Below are 14,220 nucleotides of genomic sequence, written 5' to 3'. Positions count from 1 at the left end.
CATGAAATATAAATCATACGACACACACTGTCATGTAAACTCACCAGAATTATTCGATAAATCAGATAAATTAATAAAAGATTTTGATAATGAACACATTTATATCAATGTTGTTGGTACTTGCTTAGAGGATAGTGTATTAGCTGATCAAATAGCTAAGAAATATCCTAATTGTTCTGCTTGTTTAGCTATTCATCCTAATGATGTTCAAAAACACGACATTAATGTCGTTAAAATGAAGTTCGAAGAACTGCTATCAAAACCTAACAACAAAATTGTAGCTATAGGTGAATGTGGTTTAGATTTTTATTACACAGACGAATACAAAGAGTTACAATACGAATTCTTGGATATGCATTTAGAATTAGCTAATAAATATAAAAAACCATTAATGCTTCACATTAGAAATGCTCATCAAGAAATTGTTGATTATTTAAACGCTAAACAAGTATTAGTTCCTATCATTTTTCATTGCTTTTCTCAAGATTTAAAAACATTTAACTTAATCGAAAATTTATTGAAAAATATAAAGAAATATTACTCAATCCCAGGTATTGTTACATTCAAAAACGCAAAGGCTTTGCAAGAAGTAATCCCGTTAATTAAAAATGATGAATTATTGGTAGAAACCGATGCTCCTTATTTAACACCTCATCCTTTCAGAGGTAAAGAAAATAATTCATTGTATTTAAAATACACAATTGAAAAGATTGCAGAATTAAAAAATATGAGTTTTGAACAAGTTCAACAACTCATATTTAATAACGCTTTTAATTTATTTAAACCTAATATGCATTAGGCATTTTTCTTTTTTCAACCATATTAACCATCGGTTTAGGGCGATATCCTGATCCATTATTTTGGTTGTTGTAATAACCTCTTTGATCATTACTGTGATATTGATCATTTGAGTAATTATTATATCGCTGATTTTGCGTATTTTTATTATTTTGGTTATTTCTTGCTCCACCAGAATTATTAGTTCTTAAGTTATTATAATCAGGATTAACATTCCCAGTCAGGGATTTTACCGAATTTCTTGCTTGGTTTTCTTGATTTTGATTAGGGTCATAAATCACTAAAGCATTTTGTGTTTTTTGCGATAGTTTATAAACTCTTACTTGATCAATTTCAGCTGTTTTATTAAGTTTTTTAAATTCTTCACGTATATCATTAAGAATATCACTAGTTCTGATATTTTGAGCTTTTATTTCCAGATACTTTTTCTTAGGGTTATTTTTAACAATATATTTTTCTTCAATCTGATTAATAAAAATAATTTCAGCTCGCAAAACTGATCATATTAATAGGTTAAGATAAGGTTCTTTCAATCTTTTATTTAGTGCGATAAAAATGAAAAAGAATCATCAAGCATATTGAATTACATTAAATAATCTTTTAAGATCCTTATCATTTTCGATGTTAAGTCTTTTAGCTTTAATGTATTCCTTATTAATTTTACTTAAGTTTATGATTGAAAAAATGTAATTAATAATAATCACACTTCCAAATAAAATTGAAGCACTAATCCCGATCCAAAAAACAGGTGAGTGCAAACCGATATTAGGTGTATCGTCAGGTTTTCTTAAAAGTCAAGGGAAAGAAACGAAAATCGAAAATAATATCAAACAAATGAGATTAAAAATAAAATCAAATGCAGAATATTTTCGTTGGTACTCCCAAGTTTTTCAAGCACTAAAATCAAAACTGCAAGCAAACATATCATATATATTTTAATATTCTTATCATTAATTGAATCAATAAAACTTAAACAGAAAATATTTAAATTAAAGATTTAAAAATATAATTAATTAATAAAAAACAGGTTTTAATTTTGAGTTTTACAGTAAGAAATATATACGAAAAGTTCGAAGTTTTATTAAAATTATTAGATGGTGAAAAAAATCTAGATCGAACAATATCCAAACCAGGGTTATCACGGGCAACATTTGAATTAGTTGATCTATTTGAATCAGATCATATTAATAATGTAATTGTTTTTGGGAATCGAGAATTCAAATACTTATCTTCTTTAACGGTTGATGAAAGAAGAAAAAGGGTTACAAAAATTCTTGAACTAAAACCTCCAATGGTAATATTAACTAAATCATTCTTGGATTCTAGTTTTTTAACAGAATGTAATATTGAACAACAAATCCCCATTCTAGCTTCTGATATGTTTTCAACTGAAATCAGCATCTCAATCGGGCTTTATATATCAGAGCAACTGGCTAAATTCAAAACATACCATGGCGTATTAATTGAAGTATATGGTGAAGGTGTTTTAATAACTGGTGAATCTGGGATAGGTAAATCTGAGGTAGCTATGGAAATGATTCGCAAGAATTGTTTGTTTATAGCTGACGATGCTGTGGATATCGCTAGAATTGGCGATCATTTAATTGGTAAACCCACTGATGTTAATCGTCAATTTATTGAGGTTAGAGGTATCGGTATTCTTAATGTGACCAAAATGTATGGAATTGAAAAAATTAAACCATCAGCAAATATTTCGGTTATCATAGAATTAATTAATATAAAAAACGACCAAAACTTTAATTTTGAACGAATCGGTCAAAAAACCCATTATAAAGTTATTGAAAATATTAAAATTCCTCATTATGTTTTGCCGATTAGTTCTGGTAGAAAAATTAGCGAATTAGTCGAAAGTGCTGTAATCGATTTAAAACTTAAAAGAGATTGACAATACAATTCTGGTGATGATTTCGTAGCTAGATTTGATGAAATTATGCGAGGTAAAAAATAATTAACTAATATGTATACACCTTCTGCAAACCACACGGTTAGTGATAGTTTTGGAGTAGCATTTTCAATAGGATCTTTTGATGTAAGATACTATGGTATTTTGTATGCTACAGGGATATTAGTGGCTATAATTGCTGGAATCTTAAGACTTAAATATAAATACAAAGTTGATGATAATCCTTATTTTTATTATGTATTTATTGGGATTATTTCGATTGTATTTGGTGCTAGAATATGATCTTTTGTTATAGGTGATTCTAAGTTTGGTGTTACGCCGTTTTTTGCTATCCACCAAGGAGGGCTAGCCATTCAAGGTGGAGTTATATTTACTTTAACTACGGGTATTATCTTCTTCTTCCTTGTCTTAAGAAAACCTAAATATTACACAAAAAAATGCTATTTAGTTTATGAAAATCATAATTTGATAACCAAAACTTTTTATAAGCAAACTAGTATGTGAGTGTATGCTGATGCGATTATTCCTACAATATTGCTAGGTCAAGCAATTGGTCGATGAGGTAATTTTTTTAATCATGAAGTTTATGGACTAGGTCTAACAGCTGAAGAAGCGCTAAGTAAATGAGGTTTCTTAAAAGTGTTAATGCCTGGTGTTTTTGATCACATGTTTATTACTGAAAATGGAGTAACGCTTTTTAGAATTCCGATTTTTTTAATCGAATCTTTTTGTAACGTAATTGCCTTTGTAGTAATAGTATTCTTACTTGATTTTGTTAAGAACCTTAGAACTGGTGGAAGATGTATGTTGTACTTCTTTTCTACAGGTATCGTTAGATTAATTATTGAAACCCAAAGAGATAGCAACTTTAAATTTGCAACATCAATTGTAACTTCAGCTTTATTTTTAGCTGGTGGTATCTTAGGATTCATCTTAACCCAATGAGTATTCCCTAGATTTAGAAACAAGAAAAATTATTTTTATGTTTTTAACAATATTAAGATTTTCTTGATGTCTATCAAGTTATATCAAACATCTAAAACTAAAGGTTTAACTAGAGAAGAAATAAGACATAAACTAGAACCATCTAAATCAATATATAACAAGAACTTCTCAGAGATGTTCTTCTATGGTGATGATTACGATTTAATTATTAAAAAAGACTAATTATGTTTATAAAACTAGATGGAACGCAATTATCTCTTAAATTAAAAAATAAGTTAGCTACACAAGTGGCTAACAACAAAATTAAGTTACTAATAATTGTTAGTGACCCATCAGATGCATCAAAAATCTATGTTCGCAATAAAGTTAAATACTGTGAATCATTAAACATTCAAACAGAAGTATATGATTTATCAGATATTAACGATACAGATTTTTTCATTATTAAAATGGATGAAAAAATCAAACAATACTCACCTAATGGTGTTCTAGTTCAATTACCAATTAAACAAACACTTAACACTGATAAGATTATTGATAGTATTCCAATCCATTTAGATGTTGATGCTTTTTTATATAAAAAGTTTAATGATTTACAAAAAACTAAAGTTATTCCATGCGTATTAAATGCAGTACTTGAATTGTTTGAAGAATATAACTTAAGTTTTATTGATAAAAAAATATTATTGGTTGGTAATGGTATTACTTCAAACCAACCAATAATTGATTATTTTAATGAACACAACATTAGTTTTGAATTGGTTACTAAAGAGAATAGTCATGAGTTAGTAAGCAAAACAAAAACAGCTGATATCGTAATATCTGCTGTCGGTAAAGCTAAGCTTTTAAAAGACTATGAATTTAAAAAAGGCATAATATTTATTGATATTGGTATTGATAAATATTTTGATCTAAAACAAAACAAGCAGATCGTTTGTGGTGATTTTGATTATGAAAAAATCAAGCAAGTGGCCTCATATGGGACTCCAGTTCCTGGTGGCATCGGACCTTTAACGATATATTCGTTAGTTAAAAATTTAATTAATTTATTTCTAATCCAACAGCTTAATAATTAGCTTTTTTATTAAAATTATATAGATTATATGTCTAAAATTAGAACAAGATACGCACCATCTCCAACAGGTTATTTCCATATTGGTGGTGCTAGAACAGCGCTATTTAATTATTTATTCGCCAAACATAACAATGGTGAATTTATCGTACGTATCGAAGATACAGATGTTGAACGTAATGTAGAAGGTGGTGCTGAGAATCAACTTTATAACTTAAAGTGATTAAATATATTTGCAGATGAATCGATTTGAAACCCAACTGAAAATGGTCCTTATCGTCAATCTGAAAAATTTGATGTTTATAAAAAATATGCTTATCAGCTTCTAGAAGAAAATAAAGCTTATCGCTGTTTTTGTACATCTGAAGAATTGCAAAAAAGTCGTGAAGCATTATTAAGTCAACAAAAGACACCGATTTATTCTAGAAAATGCCTAAATCTTACATCTGATGAGATTCAAAAAAAATTAGATGCTAATATTCCATTTACAATTAGATTAAGATTACAAGACAACAAAGAATACTCATGATCAGATTTGATTCGAGGGGATTTAATCTTTAACACTAGCTCAATGAGCGATCCTGTTATTCTTAAATCAAACGGAATATCAACATATAACTTTGCGGTTGTAATCGATGATCATGATATGAAAATATCTCATATCTTAAGAGGTGAAGAACATATATCAAATACACCTTACCAGTTAGCGATTAAAGAAGCTTTAGGGTTTAAAGATGAATTCGTATATGGTCACTTATCGATTATTGTTGATGAAACTGGTAAAAAGTTATCTAAAAGAAATTTAGGTGTTGAACAGTTTATTGAAGGTTTTAGAGAAAAAGGTTATTTATCTGAAGCTTTGGTTAATTTTATTGCTTTATTAGGATGATCGCATCCAGACAATATTGAGATCCTAAATCTACCTAGTTTGATTAAAGCGTTTACAATTAAAAACCTAAGTGCTGCTCCTTCTTTCTTTGATATTAAAAAACTAAATTGAATATCTTCTGAATACATTAAAACAATGGATGAAGTAATGTATTTAGCTTTTATCAAACCATATGTTGACCTTAATGAATATGAAGAGATTAAAAACCGCGTAACAGAAATCTCTTTAATGTTTAAAAATCAATTGAAATATGGTCGTGAAATTAATGATTTAATTAAAGAAAACTTTGTTCCATGCGTTTCATTTGATAACCTAGACAAAGATGATTTAGAATTCTTAAAATCTAATAAAAATTTCAAAGCGTTATTTTTAACATTCAAAGAAAAATACGAAGCATTAGAAACAATAAACGAAGATACAATTAAAGAAATTATTAGTTGGTTATCTAAACAAACTAAATTACAGGATGTTGAATTAGAAAAACCACTAGGTGGCAAAAATCTTTATATGCCAATTAGAATTGTTATATCTAATAAAAAACACGGACCTGAATTGAATAAAATTATAGCTTTATATGACAAGAATAAAGTTATAGAAAATCTTGATCGTGCGATCGAATATTTAAGTGATGGAAAATAAAGCTAACCGTTCATTCTTTATCAAGGATCCTATTCATAGTGAAATCATTTTTAAAAATGAAACAGCTTGAATGCACCGTTTGATAAAAACAAGCGAATTCTTAAGATTAAAAAGATTGCAACAACTAGGGTTGTCTAGCAATCTTTTCCCTGGCGCTTCTCATACAAGATATTCTCATTGTCTTGGCGTTTATGAACTTATTAGAAGAATGATGAATAATCCGACATTCAAGAAAGTAAGTGATTATGACAAACAGACATTGATGTGTGCGGGGTTATTACATGACTTAGGTCACGGACCTCATTCACATGGTTTTGAATTTTATATGAATAACTGTATTGACGATGGTCAAGAACGTTTTAACCATGAAGTGATGACTGCTAAACAAATCTTAAATAAGCACGGAGAAATCTATCATATTCTTAAGGAGAATGATATAGTCCCAGAAGATGTTGCTGGTCTAATCGATAAGAAAAATCCGATGTTAAAAAAACGACCAATGTGAATGCAACAATTGATTTCATCAGAATTAGATGCAGATCGAATTGATTATCTTAAAAGAGACTCATATTACACTGGCGCTACTTATGGAACGATCGACTCAAAACTCTTAGACCGATGAATTGTTTTTGATCCTAAATCTAAACAAGTTGGTTATGAAAAGAAAGCTATAACCACAATTGAAAGTTTGTTAATCGGACGTTATCACATGTATAAGTCTGTTTATAACAATCACAAGAGTGTTGCTTTAGAAAGAACAATTGCTTTATCACTTAAAAGAATGATTGACCTTATAAAAGAAGGTAAATTTGATTTTTTAGGTTTTGACATCATGGAGCAACTGTTTGATGCGTTGTTAATTAACAACGACATTAACAAAGTTGATCTTAATCAATATAAATATTTAACAGATGATTATTTCAACTCATTCTTGTTCCAACAATGATCAAAAACTCAAGACCATATTCTTAAGAGTTTATTAAAGAATTACTTTGTTGAAAATCGTTTTATCATTTGATCATTTGATGACCAATTAAGACGAGAAGAATTCTATAACAAGCTTAAACAAATTATTGATGATAATCAATACTTTGTAGTTAAAGAAAGTTATAAAGACAAAACTTTTTATTCAAGAACCACCAATTCTTTAGGAATTAATATTTTCGAACAAAATTCTAAAAAATTCCATCCAATTACTGATTATTCAAAAGTATTAAACATTAATTTCCCTGAAGTATTCAATCACCTAATTATTTTTGATTATGATCAAGCTAATAAAAAAACAAGAATTTTTAGACAAATCGAAAACCAATACAACAAATTAACACAGTAACCTTTGTATCGTGTTTATTTATTGACTTGATTAGGTTTTATATTTATAATAGTATTTATTACAAGATTTATAGTTATTTAATGAGCTTTTCTAATTTTCTTTAATAACCAATGTTAAGTTCTAAAAAGAGAAAGATCATTAAATTAGTATCGTTATCAGCTAGTTCTTTAGTAATTGCTGCAACTGGTACTATCGGTATTGTTTATAGCCAAAAAATTAGTAACAGTGATGGCAATTTAATTAAAAGACAAAACAAAGTCGCTTTAGATGGTGGTGGTCAAGCGCAAGATTTGTATAATTCAAATCGTGATAATAATTTACCAACTAAAGCTAAACCGGTTGATAATAGACCTGTGGCTCCAACACCAGAAAAACCAAAACCTAAACCAGAGCCCAAGCCTGAACCTCAACCTGAACCCCAACCACTACCTCAACCAGAAGACCCTCTATTAATCATTCCGGACGATACGCCGATTCCAGACGACCCGAATGACAATTTTGCTGCTACAACTGATATCAAATACGTTACTTACGACAAAATCGACTATAAATTAGATCCAGATACTCCTAAACAAATTAATGATCCTTCTAAAGTTATAGAACTATCAGAAGCTGATGCGAAAAAAGTATATGAATCAAGCAAAGCTCTAGTTTCAGGTGCTTTAAGCGCTCTGAGAGCTAAAGATAAAGAAGCGTTTAGAAACGCTATTAAATTTAATGATAAAGAAAAGTTTGACAAGTGATGAGATAGATTAATGCAACCGCCAGTTAACGAATGAAGACTGAGTGGTTATGATGATTTACTTACATCACTATCTGGAATATCAGATGAATTCATTCGTTCTGAAGCCAAAGCTAACAGAGTTCCGATGATTAGTGTTTGATATAACAACACAACAGTTACTTTTGGTTACCCATCTCCAGCTGATAACCCTTATATTAAATATCAATTAGATGTTAGAAAACATCGTGTTTTAGGTAGTGATACTTATTTTGGAACTGGTAGTCCTGCTGACATTTTATCTGGTAATTTCGAAGGATGATCTAAATACGATACTACTAACGATTTTATTAAAGATAATAAATACGGAATTACTCGTGATGATGGTATTAAAGTAAGACATTATATCCCTAAAAATAAGGAAAGTGATTATTACAAAAACAAGAAAGAATACAATGTTTTTGTATTAGATGTTGATAATACATCTGGTTATCAAAAATTTATTGATTTTGTTAATAAAGCAGCTACCACAACCCCTGAAATAGGTGTTGTACTTGAAAATGTTGGTAAGAGCAATACAAATAGAAATGTATATGACATTATTAAAGCCTTACCTAGCAATTTAACTTCATTAACTGTATTCTTTGAAAATGCTAATACAACTTCATTATTAGCATTAGAAGATCGTAATCTAAGAGAACTTAATATTTATACAACCGGTCAAGTTAATACTTCATTGTGAGCTATCAACCCTTTAGCAATAAGAAAAACTAACTTTATTCCATCATTATTAGATTACAATGTTGGTGGATATCCAGTTGGTTCTAAAGTTGCTTCTACACCAATAATTGAAGGTCTAAAATTTGATAGAAACGATGATCATAAGCGTGTTCAAGAAGGTTTAGATATTGCTAAAGCTAGAAGAAGTGAAAGAATTTTCCAAGGTAAGTTCCAAGGTGAAGGTGCTAAGCCTGTTGCTTGAGACTTTTCTGATGCTCCAATTATAAGAACTCTAGAAAACCTAGATGTTCATGATGCAGAGCTTCGTGAAATTAAATTATCACCATTATTACTTGATTCAGATGAGAAAGGTAATACTTATGTTACTTACAATTTATCTGAATTTAATCATTCTCAATTTGATAGAGCGTTAAGATATGTATCAGCTAGCCCTGATCGTTATGTTTATTTTGGTAGAGGAACAGAATTATCTCCTCCTAAAGCATTAGTTCTAAAAGGTAATGCAACTCAACTGGAAGAAGGTAGCACAATTGATTTAACCAACTTCATTAAGTACGGAATGAATGCTAATTCATTTAAACAAGTTTATACATCATCTAACACGATAGCTAGAAAAATTAGACAAGCTTCAAGCTCTTGAAGAAGAGCTCCACAAGTAATTGTTGTATCTGAAGAAAAACTAGCTAAGTTCCAACCAAAAATCTTCCATAAGGATCCTAATTTAAATCCAATTGGAGAACCTATAAAGAAACAATAATCAAAAATAATGTTATAATAAAGTCTAATAAGATTTTATTTATAAGATTGTTAAAATCTTTTACAGATTTATAGTTATTTAATGAGATTTTTCTTTTAAAAGAGATACTTATGTTAAATTCTAAAAAGCGAAAAATCATTAAATTAGCAGCTCTTAGTGCAACTTCTTTGGTTGTAGGTGCAGGTAGCACATTAGGAATAATTTATAATTCAAGCAAAGCAGAATCAAGAACTAATTTAGTTAAAAGAAGCAACGAAATTAAATTAGATAATGACACAGCAGGTACAAGTGATTCATATAATTCGAATCGCGATTTTAATTTAGAAAAAAAGCCTAAAAAACCAGATAATAAACCTGTTGCAGATAAACCATTACCTAAAGAACCTGAACCTCAACCTCAACCTGAACCTCAACCAGAGCCTCAACCAGATCCAGAGCCAGAAGTTCCTAGTAATTTGGCCGATGATACACCAATTGAATATGTAACTTATGATCATGAAGATTATGGTCTTGATAAAGAAGCTCCTATGCAACCTAACGACCCTTCAAAAGCAGTTTTAAGTGACGAAGAAGCCAGAGTTGTATATGCAAAAAGTCGTGAATCTGTAAATAAAATTAAAAATGCGCTTGAAAATGCTGTAAGAAGTGGCAATAGTGTTGAAGCTAGAGAAACCCTTCGTAAAGAAACTGGTTATGATGGCAATAAAGACTTCTTTGACGCTATTTGAGATAAATTATTCATAAGAACATATAAAAGAAATGGTCAAGATGTTCGTTATATTGATCTTTTATTAGAATCTTTAAATTCATATAATAACGATAGTTTTATAATGTCTGAAGCGAAGGCTAATAGACAAATTAAATTCTATGTTAATCTTGATGGGTCAGCTAACTTTGCTTTTGGTTATAGAAAAGAAGATGATAACCCGTATATTCGTTACTACAGAAAAGTAAATGAACATCGCGTATTGGGTAATAATGACCCTAATAAATGAGGTATTCAAAACTCTAGAGATATTCTATCGGGTCATTTTGATGGTTGAAAGATGACAGATGCTACTTCAACTTTTGTAAACAACAAAGAGTATGGCATTAACAATGATGACGGTATTGAAGTAAGACACTATACACCTGAAAATAGAAACAATGATTACTTCAAAAACAAACAAGATCTTAATGTGTTTGTTTTAGATGTAGATAACTCTAAAGGTTATGCTAAGTTTATGAATTTCCTTAAAAAAGTTAAGGAAAAAGAACCCAACAAGAAAATTGGTGTTGTTCTTAAAAATGTTGGTAAGAAAAATACAACTAGAGATGTTTATGACATTATTAAATCATTACCAGATAATGTTGAAACATTAACTGTATTCCTTGAAGGTGCTGATACAACTTCATTATTAGGGCTAGAAGGCAGACACTTACGAGAATTAAATCTGTTTACAACTGGTACAGTTAATACTGATCTTTGAGGAATTAATCCTTTAGCGATTAAAAACATTAACTTTATCCCATCTACTATAGCTTATAACGTTGGTGGATTTAATCCATATGAAAAGGGTGCTACAATTGCTTCTACGCCAATCTTTAGTACCTTAAAATTTGATCGTAATGACGATTATAAACGTGTCCAAGAAGGCTTAGATATCGCTAAAAACAGAAGAAGTGAAAGAATCTTCCAAGGTAATCATCAAGGAGAAGGGGCTAAACCAGTATTTTGAGACTTTGCTGATGCTCCTATTATTAGAAATCTTAAAAACTTAAATGTTCATGATGCTGAATTGAGAAAGGTAAGATTATCTGGTCAATTAATCGATTCGGATGAGAAAGGTAATACTTATGTAACTTATAATTTAGATGAGTTTAACCATTCTCAATGAACTGCTGCAATGCAATACAAACCTGAGTATGAAAAGAAATACATTAGTTTTGGACGCGGAACTGAAATTCAACAACCACAAACATTAATTCTTAAGGGTGATGAAAGCACTCTTCAGAAAAAAGGGTTAGAAGATTTATTAACCTTTGTTAAATATGCTTCTAATAGTTATGCGTTCAAAAAAGCTATTGTTACTTCTAAATTTTTAGCTCAACAAATAACAGATGCTGTTAGATCACAGCGAAATGATATCCAAGTTACTGTAGCAAAACCAGAACAATTAGAAAAATTCAAAATCAAAAAATTCGAAATAGATAAATCTTTAAACGCTATAGGTAAACCATTAAATAAAGTTGCAACTAACTAGTTATTAAAAATCAAAGATAGATATTAGGTATATAGTAAGCTGCCTTCAATTCCTTAATAAAATCGTAATGTTAAATTCCAAAAAACGTAAACTAATTAAACTAGCAGCTATTAGTTCAACTGCTGTAATAATCAGTGCTAGTAGCACCTTAGGAATAGTTTATTCAACTAGCAAAGTTGAATCTAAATCTAATCTTATTAAAAGAAGTAACGAAATTGATTTAACAAGCGATGCCACTGGAACAGATGATTCATACAATTCGAATCGTGATTTTAATTTAGAGAAAAAACCTGAAAAACCTGACAACAGACCAGTATCAGATAAACCTTTACCTAAGGATACGCCTCCTGAAGAAGAAACTAATAACAGTTTTGGTGAGTTAGCGGATGATACTCCGATTAATTTTGTAACTTATGATAAACAAGATTATGGACTTGATGAAAACACTCCAAAACAACCTAATGATCCTAATAAACAAGTAATTAGTGACGCAGAAGCTAAAATATTAGCAGATAAAGCTAGAACTACTCTAGCAACAGCTAAAAAAGCTGTACTAGATGCTATTAAAAACGGAAATTCAACTGCTGCTCGAGACGCTTTCTACACTGCTTCTGGATTTAGTGGAAACAAAGATTTTTTTGATATTCGTTGAGATAAGTTGTTTAGAGAATACACAAATAATGGTCAAAAAAGACGTTATATAGATGATCTATTAGATCAGATTAACGCTTTTAGTGATGAAGCGTCTATTGAATCTGAATCAAAAGCCAATAGAATTTGAAAAATTCAATTTAATACAGAAGGTATTAATCTTTCAGGTGGATATAGAAATGAAGATGATAACCCATCTATTCGCTATTATAAAGAAGTTAATAAATATCGAGTTCTAGGTAATCCTAATAAGTGAGCAACTGATAATTCTAGAGACATTTTATCTGGTCATTTCGATGGATGAGATATGACTATCGATACCCAAAAATACATAAACGATAAAGAATATGGAATCAATGAGAATGATGGCATCGAAGTAAGACACTATACTCCATCAAACAAAATGGACGATTATTACAAAAACAAAGATGATTTAAGTGTTTTTGTTTTAGATGTTGATAATAATGGCGGGTATGATAAGTTTATAAACTTTATTAAGAAAGTTTATGAGAAAAATCCTAATAAAAAGATTGGGGTTATTCTTAAGAATGTCGGTAAGGTTCATACCACAAGAAATGTTTATGACATTATTAAATCTTTACCTAATAATGTTGAAACCTTAACAGTTTTCTTAGATGGTGCTGATACTACTTCGTTGTTAGCGTTAGAGGGTCGTCATTTAAGAGAACTTAATATTTATACAACTGGTCAGGTTAATACCGATCTTTGAGGTATTAATCCTTTAGCGATTAAAAATATTAATTTTATTCCTTCGTTATTAGCATATAATGTAGGTAACATTAATAAGTTTGAAAAAGGAACTACAATTGCTTCTACACCTATTTTTACCACTCTAAAATTCGATCGTAATGACGATTATAAACGTGTTCAAGAAGGAATTGATATCGCTAAAAACAGAAGAAGCGAAAGAATTTTTCAAGGTAATTTCCAAGGAGACGGTGCTAAACCGATTTTCTGGGATTTTGCAGATGATCCAATTATAAGAAATCTTAAAAACTTAAATGTACATGATGCTGAATTAAGATTTGTTAGATTATCTGGTGAATTCGTAGAATCGGATAACCGTGGAAATACTTATGTTGTATATAATCTAGATGAGTTTAATCATTCGCAGTGAAATGCTGCTATGCAATATAAACCAGAGTATGAAAAAAAATACATCAGCTTTGGTCGTGGAACAGAAATCAAACAACCTAAAACATTAATTCTTAAAGGTGATGAAAGTACTCTTGAGAAAAAAAGTTTAGAAGATTTAGAAGCATTTGTTAAGTATGCATCAAATAGTAAAGCTTTTACTGAAGCTTATACTACATCTAAATTTATTGCTCAAAAAATCCATGAAGCAGTTTGATCTCAGCTAAACGATATTGATGTTAAAGTTGTTAGTAAGGAAAAACTTGAAAAGTTCCAAATTAAGAAATTTAACATTGATAAAGCATTAAATCCAATAGGACAACCTTTAAAAAAATAAATATATATAATAAAA

At 29.6% G+C, this 14,220-nt stretch carries 10 protein-coding genes; 9 read left to right on the top strand and 1 reads right to left on the bottom strand.

What is annotated here, in order from left to right:
- Window position 1: 1 nt before the first annotated feature.
- On the top strand, window positions 2–799 hold the full coding sequence (locus NMG77_RS03815) for a TatD family hydrolase (RefSeq protein WP_255045831.1): 798 nt from the start codon (window positions 2–4) through the stop codon (window positions 797–799).
- Here NMG77_RS03815 and NMG77_RS03810 read toward each other — a convergent pair.
- Window positions 786–1,721, bottom strand: coding sequence for a hypothetical protein (locus tag NMG77_RS03810; RefSeq protein WP_255045830.1), 936 nt, complete (start codon window positions 1,719–1,721; stop codon window positions 786–788). The two genes, NMG77_RS03815 and NMG77_RS03810, sit on opposite strands and share 14 nt — an antisense overlap.
- A 113-nt stretch (window positions 1,722–1,834) precedes the next feature.
- Between NMG77_RS03810 and hprK the strand changes: the two genes are divergently transcribed.
- The 8 genes from hprK (at window position 1,835) to NMG77_RS03770 (ending at window position 14,205) form a co-directional block, all read left to right on the top strand.
- Window positions 1,835–2,767, top strand: coding sequence for an HPr(Ser) kinase/phosphatase (gene hprK / locus NMG77_RS03805; RefSeq protein WP_255034648.1), 933 nt, complete (start codon window positions 1,835–1,837; stop codon window positions 2,765–2,767).
- Between the two features lie 9 nt (window positions 2,768–2,776).
- Window positions 2,777–3,889 carry a prolipoprotein diacylglyceryl transferase gene (gene lgt, locus NMG77_RS03800; protein ID WP_255045829.1) on the top strand — a complete coding sequence of 371 codons (1,113 nt, stop codon included), beginning with the start codon at window positions 2,777–2,779 and terminating at the stop codon, window positions 3,887–3,889.
- Window positions 3,890–3,891: 2 nt separating this feature from the next.
- A complete protein-coding gene (locus tag NMG77_RS03795) occupies window positions 3,892–4,743 on the top strand; it encodes a bifunctional 5,10-methylenetetrahydrofolate dehydrogenase/5,10-methenyltetrahydrofolate cyclohydrolase (protein ID WP_255045828.1) in 852 nt (283 codons plus the stop codon).
- A 27-nt stretch (window positions 4,744–4,770) separates the two neighbouring features.
- Complete coding sequence (gene gltX / locus NMG77_RS03790) at window positions 4,771–6,267, top strand: glutamate--tRNA ligase (protein WP_255045827.1); 1,497 nt, start codon at window positions 4,771–4,773, stop codon at window positions 6,265–6,267.
- A complete protein-coding gene (locus NMG77_RS03785) occupies window positions 6,257–7,600 on the top strand; it encodes an HD domain-containing protein (protein ID WP_255034644.1) in 1,344 nt (447 codons plus the stop codon). Before gltX ends, NMG77_RS03785 begins: the two co-directional genes overlap by 11 nt.
- A gap of 110 nt (window positions 7,601–7,710) precedes the next feature.
- Window positions 7,711–9,819 carry a putative immunoglobulin-blocking virulence protein gene (locus NMG77_RS03780; RefSeq protein ID WP_255045826.1) on the top strand — a complete coding sequence of 703 codons (2,109 nt, stop codon included), beginning with the start codon at window positions 7,711–7,713 and terminating at the stop codon, window positions 9,817–9,819.
- A 110-nt stretch (window positions 9,820–9,929) separates the two neighbouring features.
- The gene (locus NMG77_RS03775) at window positions 9,930–12,062 is read left to right on the top strand and encodes a putative immunoglobulin-blocking virulence protein (RefSeq protein ID WP_255045825.1); all 2,133 of its coding nucleotides are present in this window, start codon (window positions 9,930–9,932) and stop codon (window positions 12,060–12,062) included.
- 67 nt (window positions 12,063–12,129) lie between these two features.
- Entirely contained in the window at window positions 12,130–14,205 is a 2,076-nt protein-coding gene (locus NMG77_RS03770) for a putative immunoglobulin-blocking virulence protein (RefSeq protein ID WP_255045824.1), read from the top strand.
- Window positions 14,206–14,220 lie beyond the last annotated feature (15 nt).

This window comes from Mycoplasma bradburyae (assembly GCF_024339025.1).
Lineage (GTDB): Bacteria > Bacillota_I > Bacilli_A > Mycoplasmatales > Mycoplasmoidaceae > Mycoplasmoides > Mycoplasmoides bradburyae.
Note: the sequence above shows the minus strand (reverse complement) of the source record. Positions and strands in the feature narration are given on the sequence as shown.